Origin of the sequence: Vibrio gazogenes (genome assembly GCF_023920225.1) — a bacterium.
Lineage (GTDB): Bacteria > Pseudomonadota > Gammaproteobacteria > Enterobacterales > Vibrionaceae > Vibrio > Vibrio gazogenes.
Genome location: NZ_CP092587.1, coordinates 618,059 through 634,907, shown reverse-complemented (window position 1 = coordinate 634,907; position 16,849 = coordinate 618,059). Strand labels below are relative to the sequence as shown.

Here is a 16,849-nt window from a genome sequence, read left to right as displayed (position 1 = left end):
TAGCTGACATATGGTTTTAGCTGACATATAGTTTTTCTAAGCGCGGCATGACAACCGACACATCGTAATTTTGTTGATAAAGCGCTCTCGCATTCTCGGCCATATTTAACCGAGCATCATCATCGAGCGCTTGGCGGATCATCGCGGTTAACTGTTCAATATTGCCCGGTTCCACCAGATAACCGGTTTGTCCGGGCATAATCACCTCAGGAATACCGCCAACCGGTGTTGACAAGACAGGGAGCCCTGAAGCCATCGCTTCAAGAATCACCACCGGCAATCCTTCATTATAAGATGGCAGAACCAATAGCTGCGTTGCGGCCATTAGCTGGGCTTTCTGCTCATGATCAATCCAGCCATGAAATACCAACTGTTTTTCAACCCCGAACTCAGCGACTGCTTGCTGAAAACGCGCCACATCACCGCCGCCACCGACATGTAAAATCACATCCGGTAGATCGCGTAAGGCACGCAACAGATCAAAAATGCCTTTCCGATCAATCAAGGCACCCAAAAACAACACATGATTCTGCTGCCCTTCAGATTCCGGAGACGGCGCGACAACGGCAAAATTGGGGAGTATCACCAGATTGGCTTGCTGTGGCGGCTCAAGGATCGACTCGATATACTCACGCCATGATTCAGAAAGGACAATAAAGGCATCCGCGCGACAGATAAGTTGCCGGATCTTCTGCTGCACGTTGGCATCACTGGCCTGATAGAATTTTTTAAATTCAGAACCGTGTAAATGGATCAGTACCTTACGACCAAAAAAGTGTGCCACTTTCAGGTACATCCTTTTACGCCAGAAACTCCCGCGATAAGACATATGCAGGTGAAAGATACGTTCTCCGGGAAGGAGCGATAACCAGAAAACAACCCACAATCCCCACAGCGCCAACATCAGGTCAAATAATTTATTGCCCCCTTTATGGCTGATAAACCGACGATAGCGAAACTGCTGATTCAAATTGAGCTTCAGATTGTTAATCACAGCATCAATCCCGCCATTCTGACCGGTTCCTAATACGATAATATCCACACTCAGTCGCTCCATGGGTTAATGATGAAATCGGCAGAACCTTTTTCTGACACGACTTTGGCCGGGATGCCGGCAACAATGGCATCGTCGGGAACATCTTTGGTCACGACGGCATTCGCACCCACCACCACGTTATTGCCAATGCGAATCCCACCGAGAATGCAACAGCCGGTGCCGAGATAGACGTTGTCACCAATGATCGGCCACGCGCCGTCTTTACCGGCGATAGTGACGTTATGTACAATCGTCGCATTCCGACCGATCGTGACATGTTCTCCCCAAGTGGTGCCGAAGACATGGTGCATTCTCAGTCCCGGTCCTATCGAAGCACGATAATTGACATCACTGGTATAAATGATCTTGGATACCTTATAGAGCAAGATAAACAATACATTGAGCCCCGGAATGCGCCGACCATGATTTGCCAATCGCATGAACAAAACGAAACGGAATCCCTTCTGACTAAGAAAGGCCTTCACCAATAGCAACCTGCTGTATTTTCCATACCAGCGAAATACATCCGCCCTGATATTATTCACCATCTCCGAAAACCTTTAAGCTCACTCATTATTTGAAAAAGCCCACTGAACGTTAAAGTCCGCCACATGTGAAACAGAAACATGACACCATTCAACCGATTCGTTATGCCACAAAGCCTTAAACCAATGCTTCAAACAGTGTTCTATACCGTGCGCTGATCTCACGTTCAGAAAACTGTGCAGCACGTTCTAAACGCGCTTCACGGGGACAAGACGGCGTATCGAGTTCATCAACAATCGACATCGCCAGCGCGGTACTATCTCCAACGGTGACCAACCGGCCAAACCGACCATCTTGTAAAATTTCAGCGGGACCACTGCGACAATCGGTAGACACAACCGGCACACCAAACGCGAGCGCCTCGACAATCACATTGCCGAATCCTTCCCACGCGGATGACAGGACAAACAGATCCGCTTGGGCGTAATAACGCTCAACCTGATCCGAAAAGCCAACAAACGTGATGTAAGGTTGTAATTGATGCCGTTCGATATACTCGGTTAATCGGGCCATTTCGGCCTTATCATGTGTGCCACCGACAATCATGACCTGTATATCATCTCGATGTTGTGTCTCTATCAGGTAACGGACAGCACGAAGTAAAGTCATATAATCTTTTTGCGGTGTGACTCGCCCGACAGCCAAAATGGTTTTGGAGGCACCGCGTTTTACCGCGCCAGCAGCATCGGTTCGAGCAAGAACCGATTGCTGGGCATCCGTAGGTTGGCGGACGGGTTGCGAATCGAATGCAGGAGCGGTCTGATCAAAGCGCACCGGATTGTGAATGAAACAGCATTTATCGGCACGTTTGATGAGCGGCACGATATCGTTCATCACCCCTTCAGACACCGCCACGACCTGATCCGCCATACGATAGAGACACTGCACAATCAGGCGAACTTTCACACGAGTCAATACAGATTGATGCTGAAAATGTTCAACGATTGAGGCATGTTCACTGACCACGACTTTGGCCTGATGCCGAGCCATTGCTGCGGACAAAAGACAAGCCGCATTGGTATCCGGATAAGCCGAAAGTATCACGTCAGGTTGAAATTCATCGATCACACGTTTAAAACGTAACAGACTCATGAAGGTTCGCTTCACATCCAGACTGCGCACCGGAATATTTTCGTTCAACAGTGTGGTGTAACTTGCCCCCTCTGCGCGATCCGTAACAAATAGCACGTCATGCGCCTGCATCAGTGTTCTGGCGACAGACAAAAACACCTGTTCTGCCCCGCCAAATCCCATATAAGAAATCCGAAAAATAATTCTCATCGCCGTTTCATCCTATGACCGAAAAAATAAATCGAGGGAAAGAGACAGATCATCGTCTTACGACGGGATAACAGACCTTGGATATAGAGTCTGCATATCGTCAGCAGCGGCAAACGTCGCACCTGACGGCAAAATTCAAAGAATGGCATGGTGCGTTTACCTGCCGAGTGGCACATATAATACAAATTCGCATCGACAATCGTTTTCAGGTGCGCGGTATTGGTTTGCGCAACATTGGTTTGTGCAGAATGGGCTTGCGCAGTACCGTCTGATTGCTCACCATTGACCCGACGCTCATGAAACACATGCGTATGAAGAAACTCGCGAACCTGCTGACACTGCGCCATCGTGACCCGGGAAATCGCACTAGTTTCACCAATCCGGTAACGATATAGCGCCAGATCGCTGGCATAACATGATCGGGCCTGCGCATACACGACGCATAAGTACATCAAATCTTCACAGTATTTTACCCCGGCCGGGAAAGTCGCCTGCTTTGCCACATCCGCTTTAATCAGGCGACACATCACCAGCCAGACAAAGGATGAAACCGCACCTTCAAATGCCGGTTGCTTGGCATTGAATCCCCGACAGCGTGTTACATGCCCGCGCCCCAGCACGGTATCAACCTGATGGCGAAAAGTCTGATAACCAAACTCGAAGATATCGACATCCGGATGCTGTTGAATCAGTTCATAGAGACGGATGAGGTAGTCATGCTGAACCGCATCATCGGCATCGACAAAGGTGATATAACGCCCCTGAGCTAAATTCAGTCCGGTATTCCGCGCCACACTGACCCCAGCATTTTGTTGGTGGTGATAACACAATCTGCCGCTACCGAGTTGCTGAGCAAAATGCGCTGCTAATTGTGCTTGGGTCGCATCACTTGAGCCATCATCAATGACAATCACTTCAAAACGACTATCTTCTTCAGGACAACTGGCAAAAATAGACCTGAGCGTATCAGGCAAAGTTTCGGCTGCATTGTATGTCGGGATAATGATACTAATGTCTGTCATACCAATGTCGGTCATACTAATGGCCATAACGCTGACGCCCCTCTACCAGAAATGCCACGCTCTGTCTGAACGCCTCGATTGGCCGGATAAAAATACGCGCCAACTCTTGTACAACAACCACGAAAAAAATACGCGTCCGGGCAAACAACAGATAAGCGAATAAATCAGCAATTGCATAAGAAACTACGGATACCGTAGCCACACCGGTCGCTCCCCAGATCTGCACGGCCACAATCGACGCACAGAGAGAAACCGTCGATGCGACAATCGTTTTAGCCAGTTCAATACTGGTCCACTGTCTGATGATCAGCACCCGGGAAAACAGCGCCCCAAAGTAAGAAAACACCAGTTTCCAAATCAGGATCTTGAGAATGATTCCCGCGCCTTGGTACTGCTCTCCGTAAAGCAAGTGAACGATATAGTCGCCGGTTAAACTGACAAAAATACCGCCACCGACAGAACAATAAATCATCAGCCGGACAATATTTCTGAAAATATAACCATCCAACTGCTGTTCATTGAGCTCTTGGTTGAGACGGGTAAAAAATGCAAAGACGAAAATATGACCGACGAACAGTAACTGCATGACTAACTTCGTTGCGACACCGTATAACCCGACCGCTTCAGGAGAGAGGAATTTCTCGATGATCACCACATCAAAGTACATAAAGATCGGAAACAGAATTGAAGAGAAAAAGACAAACTTCGACTCGCTCAGCAACTGTTTACCGTATCGAAGACTCTCTGCAATCGCAGGGAACACCTCATCTTTAGTCTCGCGATAAAATTCACACAGTAAGATCACCTGAGCGACCACCGAGTACACCACCAGATAGAAAATTGCCCAGATAAAACTCAGCTGAAAGTAAATCACCCCCAGAATATAGGCGATGGCTGCCACACGCGACGCCACCGTAGAAATGGACAGCACCCGGGGTTGTTCGGTCGCTTGAAAATAGAGCCGAAATGCAGAGGACTTGCCGAAATAAGTGGTGACACAAGCGGTGAACGCCAGTGCCAACACCAGTTCATCCGGTGTTTTACTGAAAAAATAAGCCCAACCAAACACTGCACCAAAGAATACGATACCACCAACCAAACGCACCAGAGAGACCGCATAAAATACCCGCTTTTTATCACGATGCAGCACATATTCTTTCATGACGACGTTATCCATTCCCAGAATAAACACGCAAGAGAGAATACTCGCCAATGCTTGAATATAAGAGAGATATCCCATATTCGTCGGCCCATATATTCTGGCAATAAAGACGATACTGAACAATCCAAACAATACCCCACCAAGGTTGTCCAGACTGAACCAAATTAATTTCCGAATATTACTCATGACGACACTTTATTTTTTAAAATATGCTCTTTGCCTGTAATGTATTTCAACAACACATAGCTAAAGAGAAAACAAAACCAGCTAAAGCCGGAACCCAATAAAAACTTCGTCTCCGTGACATTATTCAAAACAACAAACGTGCCGACACAAAAACATAACTTCGTGATTGCGACGTTTTTCTGAGTTCGCAGTGATATATAAAAGGTCATAAAAAAATCACCAATGGTATAGACGAAAAGCGCGGTTCCGATGGCACCGATAGAAATAAGCATATCGACATAACCGCCATCCGATGCGGCCAGCTTTTCTACCCACTCCGGTGCATATTTTGCGAGTTCTGTTTCTTGGATCAGGTTGTTGTCACCCAATCCCCAAACTGCGGAGTAACCTACGCCCAAAAATAGTTTGTCATAAGATTGATTCAACATGACCAACCAAAGCTTACCGCGGCCAGTCAGCCATTCATCCCGGACATGCATCAACAACCAATCCACCATGTCCCGGTAATAGAGCACCAGCATCAACGCTAAAGCAACCGAGATACCAAACCCGACGATGCGACCGCTACCGTAATAAAGCCGACGGAAACGATGAACCAGTTGCTTGTCCCAGTAAAAAATACGCCAGGCAAGCAAAGTGACCAGCACAAAAAGTGCAATCGATGTTTTGGATACCGTCGCCAACAACAGTAAAAAAGTTGCCAGCAACATCCCCACTCTCAATCCATTCCAGCGCTGGACCGAGTAGATATAAAAAAACAAAAAGACACTGATAATCGGCCCTAAATTGTTTTTATTGGCAAACGCACCTGATATTTCCAGCAACCGCCCGGCCAATACATCATTTTTGAACACTAAAAGATAAGTTAAAAATAGCCAGACACAAAAGGTGTAGTAAACAACACGCCGAGCATTGATCGCATAAAAATGGATCACAAACAGCGTCACATAACCAAACAAGATCAATTGCCAAAGCAATTCATAATAAGTCGCTTTCGGCCATGACGACCATTGGCCCGTCACTGCACACCATGCAAAAACAATCATGAGTGGATAACAGCGCCGACATAATGAAAACATCTGTTTGATAATCGACGGTCGAAATGACAACAACAGAAAAATCAGTAGATATAACGTCAGAATCGGACGTTTGAACAACCCATTAGACAGTGTCAAAAATAACAAATTAGACGAAATTAACAGACTATATAACGTGTTTTTGTGGAATCTCATTGAACTCACTTCTGTGTTCGATTGCTATCTACCTGCAATTGCTCTCTGCCCGAATACGTCATACTCAGGATTTAGTCATCAGAACGCGCTTTGTTCGACAGGATGTAATTCACAAACGTTGCAACACACAATGCAATCGCAACACCAAGCAGATTCGTCATCATGTCATCAACTGAGAATTCACGCCTCTGCAACCAAAACTGGGAGGACTCATCCAGCATCATGAGCACCACAACAACTAAGGTCGGCCAACCGATCAAACGCACGGTCTTACTATTGCGCACACGGGTTCGGGTCACCCAGACCGACAAGCTCGTCAGAACAAAGGCACACAAGAAATGAAGGTCTTTATCTCCGCCTAAAATCTGTTCCAGAGCAATCACATGTTGCGCCCCAAAACCGACGCTTTTACTCAGCGAAAGCGAGCCGACCACAACAACAGCCAAAATCAGTATCCAGTATTGCTTCATTCAGACGCCCTCCTGAGATCGCGGATCATTGCGGGCAGCATCCGAGAAATTGCCACACGTCCACAAAGGCAAACGAATAAAGATAGCCAGACTGCAAAACTGTTGTTTGTAAGGGGAAACTTTGAATATTTCATTCAACCGCCACCGCTTCAGCCCATATTTTTCATGCGCTGTCATATAATGAATCGCATCCAGACGCTGTTGCCGAGATAGCTGTGCCCAATACTTAAACAACACATTCATCGCCGTTTCGGCCGTATATTTTTCATAAGGTCCGTACGTCTCAGCCATATTCAAAACCCGGACAACCTCATCAAATGGCTTTTCCCATAAGGCAAGCAGTTCCGTTTCCTGCGCATAGCCATCAGGAAACAAAGGTCTGCGCCGAATCGATTGCCAGTTATAATGATCGCTTTGCTGCAAATACTGCTCTCTTGTCAATTCTTGTGCAGAAAAACGATTAAGCAAGGCAGTATAAGCAGCCATTGACAGATTTTCCGGATTGTCGTCATCCCATGACAACATCCCATCTTTGAATTGATTCAACTGTGCCAGAGCATCAGCCGTCATCTGATGATTTGACTGATCGAGACGCTCAATTTCCAGATGGACGACATTGCTATACAAACTCCCCATCAATGCCCGTACCGAGAAAATAATCATCCATACAGAAATCGCAATCAGCGTATATTGTGAAATTTTCGAGCAATTCATTCTCATCATCCCTGAGTTACATTGCCAAATTTCAGTTTTCCGCATAGCCATAGTACTGACCATACTCATACTCATTCTCAAGCGCGCCAACTTTCTGACTGACCTGATTGATGACCACTCCGGCAAGCGTGGTTTGATGACTGATGAGTTTAGTCATCGCTTTTTTCACGAACGCCTGCTTGGTCGCATTCGCTTTCACCACCAGCACAACAGAATCGACATGCTGACCGATGATTAAAGAATCGCTAACCGGTAACGTCGGTGGAGTATCAATAATAATCCGGTCATAGCTACCTTCGAGCTCTGTCAGTAATGTTTTCAACTGCTGAGAACTCAACAGCTCTTGAGGATTAGACGCTAACATGCCGGCGGGTAACACAGATAAACCGGATGCTTCATCTTTAAAGATGCACTCACTTAACGGCGTATTCATCAACAAATGATTCGTGAGCCCTTGCTGATATTTCTTGTAGCCAAACCGTTCGGCAACCGCGGGTTTACGCAAATCGAGATCAATGAATAAAACTTGCTCAACTTTGGCAAATGAAACCGCCAAATTGAGAGAAACCGTGGTCTTGCCTTCTTCGGGTAGTGATGACGTTACCGCAATCTTCCGATGTTGCCTATCAATATGATTGACCAGCAGAGAGGTTCGGATTGAACGAATCGACTCACTAAAACTCACCTCATTTTCATCGGTAAAGATACTGCTATCGATCGGTTTCTTACGGAACCGTTTCGATTTCACCACCGGAATGCCACCCATAGGAATTAAACCGAACTTATCTTCAAAATCACCAGCGGATTCAATGGTATTTTTCAACAAATCAAGCATGATAATAAAGCCAATCGCCATCCCGATACTGAGAATAAATGCAGCGATGACAATCAGTTTTCGTTTCGGTGCACTGGGTAACTGTGGCACCAAAGCCTGATCGGTAAACCGGGCACTCGTCGAGTCGAAATCACTGGTCGCAGTGGTTTCTTTTTGTCGCGTCAGAAAGAGGTTGAGAATCTCCCGATTGGTTTCAACTTCACGCTGCAATGAATCATATTTGCTTTTTTTAACCGTCAACGCCTGAAAATCATTCTTCTCTCGTGTGACTTCCTGCACCAACAGGGCTTCTTGCTCTTTTGTTGCCTGTAGCTCTTTGCCGATACCTCGAATCAATTTCTGAGTGACACGTTGAGCCTGATCCTCAATCGATTTTAGTTTAGCTTGCGCAGCGATCATTTTGTCATGCTTCGGCCCATAGCGTTTACTCAATTCATTGACTTCATTCTGGGCTTCCAGCTCCGCATTCCGGATATCGATCACCTGAGGATGCTGGGAGATCGAAGGGATCGCTGACAAAGAAGCAATATCTTTCACATTCCCCGTGGTTAATGCTTTGTAGGCTGATTCTGTTTCTATTCGATCATCGCGAACTTGCGCCAACCGCTCACTCAAACTTGCCAATTGTTTGCTGGCAAGAGATTCAATGCCGCTATCATCGATCAATTTCTCTTTGATCAAAAAGTCAGAAAGCGCCTTTTCAGAATCGGCCAACTGATCTCTTAATTCAGACAAACGTGAGGTTATCCAGCTCGATGCATACTGAGTTGCGGAGAGTTTCGACTCAAGATTATTTTCGATATAAGCGTAACCAACTTCATTCGCAATTTTAGCAGCCAGTTTAGGATCCTCAGATGTAAAACTGATGCTGACCAACTGAGTCTTTAAAATCGGTGTAATCTCAAGATTTTTCTTAAAGGCATTTAATACTTTCTGACGCACATATTCAGGATCCGGCGCTTCCTCTTCGTTCGTCGAACCAAGTAATCCAGCAATGACAGGATAAGATTTTATCGTCTCGATAATCCCTTTCTCCTGACTCAGTAACGGATTAAACTCTTCCTTCTGATCCAAAGCCAATTTATGAATCACTTTTTCAGCAATCTGATTGGATCTCAATATTTCAAACTGTGTCTGATAGTATTCTTTTTGATTCGGTTCGATACCGACAACATCTTCAATTGAAATCGCCTGTCTTTCTTTTGATTCAATCAGTAAAGTAGCCGTTGCGGTATATTTCGACTTTAAAGACAGCGCAATAAATACTGACAGCCCGGTCACCAATACTGAGAATATAAATATTGAGATCCAGTTTCTTTTGATTAAATTCAGATAATGTGTCAGATCAATTATATCATTCTGTTGACTGGCATTATCTTCAAAGTGCTCTTGCATTCTTTACCTTGCCTTCATCTATTTTATATTTTCAGACTTACCAAAAAGAACTCACTACATAAATCGTATCACCGGGATGTACGGTTTCATTCAGTTCGACTTCATGTTTACCTTTCAGTAATTCCTCAATCTGATCCTGGGATAATCCTTCAATTTCTTCATCTTTGGTTAAATAGATACCACGCGTTTTGCGGTATTTCGCGAGAAATCCGCCAGCCAGAGCAATCGCTTTCTGAACAGTCAACCCCGGTTGATATTCATATCCACCCGGAGAATTCACCACACCATTCACATAGATATTTCGATATTTCACAATGTTGATTGTCACTTTCGGATCGACGAGGTACTGACCTTTCAAACCGTTGACAATCATATTTCTCAGTTCACTAAGTGTTTTATGTTTGAGTTCCAGATTCCCTAAATAAGGGTAATCCATTGTTCCGCCACTATCGATGAGATACTGTTCATACGATAAGTCAGGCTCCCCATATACAGAAATTCTGATTGCATCCCCGGCACCTAATCGATATTCGACTGCACCGACAAAAACAGAAAAGAATATGCAGCATAAAACCATGCTTTTTAATATTATTTTCAACATCACTTACCTATCAGAACTCTAAACCCCATTCTCGGAAAACAGTGAATTAATAGGCTGTTTTCCCGACAAATCCTTTAAATACCGTTAAGAATATAATTTTTAAATCGAGCCATAGAGACCATGTCTGGATATAGCTCAAATCAAACTCAACTCTTTTTTCCATCTTATCGAGTGTATCGGTTTCTCCTCGGTAGCCGTTAATTTGAGCCCAGCCAGTAATGCCGGGTTTGACATGATGACGGAGCATATACTTATCGATCAGCCCACGATATTCCTCATTATGCGCAACAGCGTGCGGACGCGGGCCGACAATCGACATCTGTCCGGTAATCACATTGATAAACTGCGGTAATTCATCCAAAGAGGTGCGGCGAATGAAAGCCCCGAATTGAGTCACGCGAGGGTCATTTTTGGTCGCCTGTTTCACCACTGAACCATTATCCATGGCCCGCATTGATCTGAATTTCCAGACTTTGATCGGCTTGCCATCGAGACCATAGCGTTCTTGTTTGAAAATGATGGGTCCCGGGGACGACAGTTTCACACCAATGGCAACAAATAACAGCACGGGACTAATCAGCGTGATAATAATTGAGGCAAGAATGATGTCTTCGATACGTTTGATCAGAGAAGTAAAACCGTAGAAAGGTGTGTCATACACACTCAATGTGACAACTTTACCAATATTTTTCAGCCGCGACTGCATCAGATCAAAAGTGAAAAAGTCAGGAACAACATAGACATGAGCATTTGAGTCAGCAAAAGCATTTAAGATTTGTTTAATTCGTTTGGCCGCTTCCATCGGCAATGCAATATAAACCTTCTGGACACTGTGGCTTTTCGCCAGCATCAGTGCATCATCGATTTTTCCGCGTAGCGGACAAGAGAGGCGATGTAAGCCGATTCGATCCAGACTACGGTCATCATAGAAGCCGATCAAAACTTCCCGACTTGAGCGGTGCTGTTTGAGTTCCTGAGCCAGTTGAAGGCCCGATCCTGTCGCCCCGATAATGATGGCTTTGCTGCGATGTTTATCTCCGGGGAAGATGACACGAAACATGCCGTGAACCAACCAGCGCCATCCCACCAGAAAAAACGGGGTTAGACCGAACCATAAACCAATAACCAAACGAGAATAGTCTTCACTAATTTTAAGGAAAAAGGCAACAATGAGAGATAATGCGACACAAACACTCCAAGTCATTACTATCGCAAAGAAATTTTGTTTAAATGAAAGATATTTATATGGCCGATACACACCTGCGACATCAGATATAACAAAATAGACGACCGCAAAAAAACTCAATATTAATTGATAAATAGTTGTAAAACCGTCTAAATATGACTCTGACACTAAAAATAAAATCATTGAAATAACAAAAATATCAACAACCTTAAATCCGACTGATGATTCTTCTCCATAATATTTAATTCGACTACCATATCCCATCTGACATCCCACCTAACCAATATAAATTTAGTATGCTACCGCCCTTGGGTGAAGCACCCCACAAACTGAATAAATGACGCTATGGCATAAACGATCAAGATAATCATAACTAATTGTTTATATTTGATTTTTTAAAGAAAAAGTTAACATCCTCTCACCAAAATCAAATGAACGACTTCACTTTATTTGTCAAAATATGAAATTGACCACAATCAAAGTATGCGACATCAGTCACTATTATTTCAATCGAAATAAAGGCAAATTACACTGATATTTTCATCATTCTTAAAAGTGAGACATTAGATTTACACAATAATTAATTATGATAAAACACGTTAAAAAAGCATCACTCATGGTATTATTTTTATTGAATGCACCGCCAATTTATATCGATACGAAGTCGAATTAACATCAGGTCAGATACATAGAAATGTTATTTTTTTGTCAGGATATCAATAATGAGACACTCTACTCAAAAGTATTTATTTAAAATAATAAATAATTCAGTTATTTTAATTAAATAAGTCATAAAAACTAAGAGCACTATTTTTCGAAAATAGCGTTCTTGAAAATAGCGTTCTTGAAAATAGATAAACAGACAGATATAACTGGGATGAGATAGTGAACGACAAGTCAGACAAGACGTGAGCAGGGAGATTATAAAAAATAACTCATGATAATCGCATCTTCACGTCCATTTTCAGTCGGATAGTAGCCAAAGCGCCGATCCACTTCATTGAACCCCGCATTGAGATACAGCTGACATGCTGGCAGATTACTCGCTCTGACTTCCAACCACACGCTTTCTACAGCATGCTGTTCACAAAAATCGAGAAAAAACGCGAGCAGTTGCCGTCCAAGTCCTTTACCCTGATACGCGGGATCCACTGCAATGTTGAGCAACGAGACTTCGCCAACAATATTCTGAGCATAAAAGTAGCCACCGACACGCCCATCAATCAACAGCGTATGATGACAAGCGCCACGGCTATCCAGAGCACGGATGATCGATTCTTTCCAGGGAAAGGAATGCGCTCGGCACTCAATTGAGTAGATCTGATCCAAATGATCAGAGGACATTGGGATAATTGAAATATTCATGAGGCCCGATAAGAACAAATTTGACGCCAGAGCTCCCGACGATGTTGAGGATGACCATCGATCTGGCTCAACAAAGGGGATGTGAGCAGTTTTGCAGTGATCCCCTCCGGTGCTGAACAACCCGCAAACCAGATCCATTCAATATCAGTCTGAGCAACCAAATCAAGCGAATGGGGATCAACATGTCGTGCTTCTTCAAGAGAAACATCAAAACTCTTAAGCACTTTCTCAAACATCACCGCCTGAGGACCTTCAGGCAAAACCGGACTGACAAATAATAATTTACAGGATGATGGCAACTCATACTGTGTATGGACAATACCTTGCATTCGCTCGGGATGAATGAGCTGCCAGCTCTGAATCCCCATTTCCTGTAAATAATATCGTTGACGCTCTTGCATGAATGTCAGCCCAATGAACCAATAAAAGAGGGACGATATACTAACAAATTTCCCTTTGAAGCAGAAGCTGGGAAAAACTCAAAGGAGTGAGGGGTCAAATTCAATCTGATGCTCACCCATTTCATCCACCGCCCCTTGAACCATTTCACAAATGAGCAATTGATTGGGAGGTGACAAAGAATGCACAGTATTGAGACTAAAATTTTCCCCCGGCAGAAAGCCAAGTGACCGATAGTCGTTATAAGCGCCGAACACCGAGCACACCGGGTAACCGAATTCATACAGCGAATTCAGCCCTTCGGTCACTAACTGTTGCGTAATCTCATCCGGAGCTTGTGGGTCAGCAACCAACCACCGCAGGTGCTGCCAGTGATGAAACACGCCATCATGAGCAATCGGTGTAAACAGAATATATCCCAGAATCTGTCCTTCATCATCGCAGGCCACCAGAGACAATGTAATACGACTACTTTCCCGGTAAGCCATGACCAGATCGGCAGTTTCCTCACGCTTCAGCGATGCGCGTAGTAACTGATCAATAGGTAAAATATCTGCGGGTGCTTCAGTGCGAATGAGCATTCACCATTCCTTTATGATTTGAGTGTTCTGACTGCATACCTTTATACACAAAATCAGAGAGCTGATTCAAAGAATATTTAATGGGTGCCGGAAATGTCTCCAGATCGACACTATCCATCATATTCTTCACTTCAAGTCCCAACTCGGTATCCCCTTCAATCGAAAGTCGTCGCTGAAAAAAGAGGGTGTCAGGATCTTCTTTTCGCCCTGCAATCAACACAAAGTCATTCAAAGAGCCACTAAAACAGGCATCAGGTTCAACAGCAGGTTCAGCGATGACCAACTGCGCTTTACGACAGGTAAGCAGCCAAGAGAGCCCCAAATCGTTTACCTCTACTTTCAAACACTGACGCTCAAGGAACTCAAACTCCCCTTCTGCCAGCGCTTCTTTAAAGATAGTATTCAAAGCCTCTAACAGAATTTTGTTTTGCACAAAATCTGGCAAAAAGCGCGCCGGTGTTTTCAAAAATGAAGCGGCGTTTTGCACCATGTAGTACTGAATCTTATTGAGCACATTCGTTATCCATTAAGTTGATATGAATGGTGTTATCATACTGAAAGATTAAACTTGAATTGCTGTTGTGAATCAAAAAATCTAAGACCACCACGCACTTCACTAATGTTACAAAGGCGGTTATAGTGACGTACTCCGTATCGATTGATAAATGCTGAGTACCGGTCTGGTTGCTAAGCAATGAATAGTTGGCATGATTTCACAAGAATTTCAACGCTGGTTTATACAGTTAACGTCACACAGCCCTTTCTTTTTTGCCATTCTCGATGCCCAGCACAATTATACGATGGTAAATGAACGCTATTGTGAAATATCAGGTCTCACAGACGAGCAGCTCATCGGTTCCAATGATCAGGCTGTTTTTGGGGCGTCATTCTATCAAGCAATTCGTCCCTATTATCATCGCGCATTTAACGGAGAAACCATTGAAACCGAGCTAACACTCGACAGTATGCAACTCACGACGACACTCCTGATCTCCGTCTCGCGACTGCAATTCGATGGTCATCCCCCAAGAATCATCTTTCAAGCTGTCGATGCCTCAGAAAAGCAGATGTTACTCGATGCCATTGACGAATCAGAAAAAAAATTCTCCACATTAGTTCATATGTTGAAGGAATCGGTGCTCATTGTTGAAGAAAATACCGTCATTTCCTGCAATCCGGCGGCGGCCCATTTGCTGGGACTGAGTACCGCCGATGAACTTTACGGAGAGCAGCTCTCAGAGATTTTTATTCAGACATCAACCCAGAAACCTTTTGTTCTCAATCTATCCCCGACCATTCAACACCCTATTTCTTGCCATACGACCCAAGCCTACGGTGAAGAACGGCAAGTAACACTTCAGATTGAAACCACCAAGATTTTTGGGAGTCCGGCATTTTTTGTCCTTATTCAACCTCAAGAAAAAAAGACGCCTGAGTTATTATATCACCCATCGATTGATGCCCACATTGACCCATTGACCGGGTTGTATAACCGAACCGGTTTTACCAAACGACTCAATATGTTCATTGCTGATAACATCCCGCTAGTGATGCTCTATCTCGACATTGACAACTTTAAAAACATCAATGACTCTCTGGGACATCATATCGGTGACAAAGTAATCCGAGAGGTCGCTGCCCGACTCAAGCGATTACTCCCTCAAAATGCAATTTTAGGTCATTTGGGTGCTGACGAATTTGGTTTACTCTTGCCAGAGCCGGAAAAACCCCGTTCCGCAGAAATGCTGTCCGAACGGATTATTGCGTTGGTCAATCAACCTTTCGATTTGAACTATTTTAGTAAAAGGCTTGCTTGCTCTATTGGCAGTGTGACTTACCCAGGTGATGGCAGAGATGCACGAATCTTGCTGCAAAATGCCGACACTGCGATGTATGAAGCCAAAGCGAGAGGACGTAACCGGATGATTCGCTTCAGTTCGCAGATGAATAAAGAAGCAAGAACCCGATTGTGGCTGGAGATTGAACTGCAAAAAGCACTGCAAAATAGTGGTCTTGAAGTCTGGTATCAACCGAAAGTCAATGCGAGAGATTTTAGTATCAACGGTGCAGAAGCATTGGTGCGATGGAAACATCCGGTCGAAGGGTATATCAGCCCCGGCTCATTTATTCCTGTCGCAGAAAAGGCTGGGTTAATCGAACACTTGGGTCGGGTAGTGATGCGGGATGTATTCACGACAGTCAAACGTTGGAAACAGCAAGGAATCCTCCCCGGTCCTGTCGCAATTAATCTGTCTCCGGAGCAGTTTGGTAACCCGAAACTGATCGATTTCATGGAGAAACTCCTACGTTCGACGCAACTTGATCCGAGCTGTATTACCTTCGAGCTGACCGAAAGTGCGGTCATGAGTGACAGTGAACACACTGTACAAATGTTGAATGCCATCAAAAAACTCGGCTTTACCCTATCGATTGATGATTTCGGTACCGGCTACTCATCTCTCTCTTATCTCGCCCGCTTTCCGATTGATGAGCTCAAAATTGACCGAGCATTTATTACGGAGATCGATCAATTACCCAAACAATTAACCGTCATCGAAAACATCATCAATCTCGGCCAATCTTTACAGTTACAGGTCGTGGCTGAAGGGGTGGAAACTCAGCAACAAGCCATTTTACTCTCCAATCTTCATTGTCATTCTATCCAAGGATTTCACTTTCATCGTCCGCAACCCAAGCAGGAAGTCGAAGCTTTATTCGCCCAAAACCGTCGCCACGCCTCCTCATCCTCGTCTTCATAAATAAAAAATTCCAGATCAAACCTGCCTCACATCAATTCATTCTGTCGCACTTTTCCATACAATACAGCCACTTCAAGAG

Annotated in this window: 16 protein-coding genes; 1 reads left to right on the top strand and 15 read right to left on the bottom strand. The window is 44.4% G+C overall.

Going from position 1 to position 16,849, the window contains the following annotated elements:
* Nucleotides 1-16: 16 nt before the first annotated feature.
* From MKS89_RS02925 to ubiT, 15 genes are all read right to left on the bottom strand, one after another.
* Nucleotides 17-1,042, bottom strand: a complete 1,026-nt coding sequence (locus MKS89_RS02925) for a glycosyltransferase family 4 protein (RefSeq protein ID WP_159439606.1) — start codon at nucleotides 1,040-1,042, stop codon at nucleotides 17-19.
* Nucleotides 1,043-1,044: 2 nt separating this feature from the next.
* Nucleotides 1,045-1,584 carry a serine O-acetyltransferase gene (locus MKS89_RS02920; RefSeq protein WP_072961262.1) on the bottom strand — a complete coding sequence of 180 codons (540 nt, stop codon included), beginning with the start codon at nucleotides 1,582-1,584 and terminating at the stop codon, nucleotides 1,045-1,047.
* Between the two features lie 115 nt (nucleotides 1,585-1,699).
* Nucleotides 1,700-2,863, bottom strand: a complete 1,164-nt coding sequence (locus MKS89_RS02915) for a glycosyltransferase (protein WP_072961264.1) — start codon at nucleotides 2,861-2,863, stop codon at nucleotides 1,700-1,702.
* Nucleotides 2,860-3,912 carry a glycosyltransferase family 2 protein gene (locus MKS89_RS02910; RefSeq protein WP_072961267.1) on the bottom strand — a complete coding sequence of 351 codons (1,053 nt, stop codon included), beginning with the start codon at nucleotides 3,910-3,912 and terminating at the stop codon, nucleotides 2,860-2,862. The genes MKS89_RS02915 and MKS89_RS02910 overlap by 4 nt, the downstream gene beginning before the upstream one ends.
* Nucleotides 3,902-5,233: a flippase gene (locus MKS89_RS02905; protein WP_072961270.1), complete on the bottom strand. Its 1,332-nt coding sequence runs from the start codon at nucleotides 5,231-5,233 to the stop codon at nucleotides 3,902-3,904. The genes MKS89_RS02910 and MKS89_RS02905 overlap by 11 nt, the downstream gene beginning before the upstream one ends.
* Nucleotides 5,230-6,465, bottom strand: a complete 1,236-nt coding sequence (locus tag MKS89_RS02900) for a hypothetical protein (RefSeq protein ID WP_072961272.1) — start codon at nucleotides 6,463-6,465, stop codon at nucleotides 5,230-5,232. Before MKS89_RS02900 ends, MKS89_RS02905 begins: the two co-directional genes overlap by 4 nt.
* A gap of 71 nt (nucleotides 6,466-6,536) precedes the next feature.
* Entirely contained in the window at nucleotides 6,537-6,935 is a 399-nt protein-coding gene (locus MKS89_RS02895) for a VanZ family protein (protein WP_072961274.1), read from the bottom strand.
* Entirely contained in the window at nucleotides 6,936-7,649 is a 714-nt protein-coding gene (locus tag MKS89_RS02890) for a hypothetical protein (RefSeq protein ID WP_131814920.1), read from the bottom strand.
* Nucleotides 7,650-7,680: 31 nt separating this feature from the next.
* The gene (locus tag MKS89_RS02885) at nucleotides 7,681-9,879 is read right to left on the bottom strand and encodes a GumC family protein (RefSeq protein WP_072961280.1); all 2,199 of its coding nucleotides are present in this window, start codon (nucleotides 9,877-9,879) and stop codon (nucleotides 7,681-7,683) included.
* Between the two features lie 37 nt (nucleotides 9,880-9,916).
* Complete coding sequence (locus MKS89_RS02880; protein ID WP_072961282.1) at nucleotides 9,917-10,480, bottom strand: polysaccharide biosynthesis/export family protein; 564 nt, start codon at nucleotides 10,478-10,480, stop codon at nucleotides 9,917-9,919.
* A gap of 46 nt (nucleotides 10,481-10,526) precedes the next feature.
* Nucleotides 10,527-11,930 carry an undecaprenyl-phosphate glucose phosphotransferase gene (locus tag MKS89_RS02875; RefSeq protein WP_072961285.1) on the bottom strand — a complete coding sequence of 468 codons (1,404 nt, stop codon included), beginning with the start codon at nucleotides 11,928-11,930 and terminating at the stop codon, nucleotides 10,527-10,529.
* 657 nt (nucleotides 11,931-12,587) lie between these two features.
* Nucleotides 12,588-13,031 (bottom strand): ribosomal protein S18-alanine N-acetyltransferase, encoded by a 444-nt coding sequence (gene rimI / locus MKS89_RS02870; protein ID WP_072961287.1) that lies wholly within the window; start codon nucleotides 13,029-13,031, stop codon nucleotides 12,588-12,590.
* The gene (locus MKS89_RS02865; RefSeq protein ID WP_072961290.1) at nucleotides 13,028-13,432 is read right to left on the bottom strand and encodes a DNA polymerase III subunit psi; all 405 of its coding nucleotides are present in this window, start codon (nucleotides 13,430-13,432) and stop codon (nucleotides 13,028-13,030) included. The genes rimI and MKS89_RS02865 overlap by 4 nt, the downstream gene beginning before the upstream one ends.
* A 78-nt stretch (nucleotides 13,433-13,510) precedes the next feature.
* Entirely contained in the window at nucleotides 13,511-14,011 is a 501-nt protein-coding gene (locus tag MKS89_RS02860) for a GNAT family N-acetyltransferase (RefSeq protein ID WP_072961293.1), read from the bottom strand.
* On the bottom strand, nucleotides 13,995-14,525 hold the full coding sequence (ubiT, locus tag MKS89_RS02855; RefSeq protein ID WP_072961295.1) for a ubiquinone anaerobic biosynthesis accessory factor UbiT: 531 nt from the start codon (nucleotides 14,523-14,525) through the stop codon (nucleotides 13,995-13,997). Before ubiT ends, MKS89_RS02860 begins: the two co-directional genes overlap by 17 nt.
* A 193-nt stretch (nucleotides 14,526-14,718) precedes the next feature.
* Between ubiT and MKS89_RS02850 the strand changes: the two genes are divergently transcribed.
* Nucleotides 14,719-16,770, top strand: a complete 2,052-nt coding sequence (locus MKS89_RS02850) for a sensor domain-containing protein (RefSeq protein WP_072961298.1) — start codon at nucleotides 14,719-14,721, stop codon at nucleotides 16,768-16,770.
* Nucleotides 16,771-16,849: the final 79 nt, after the last annotated feature.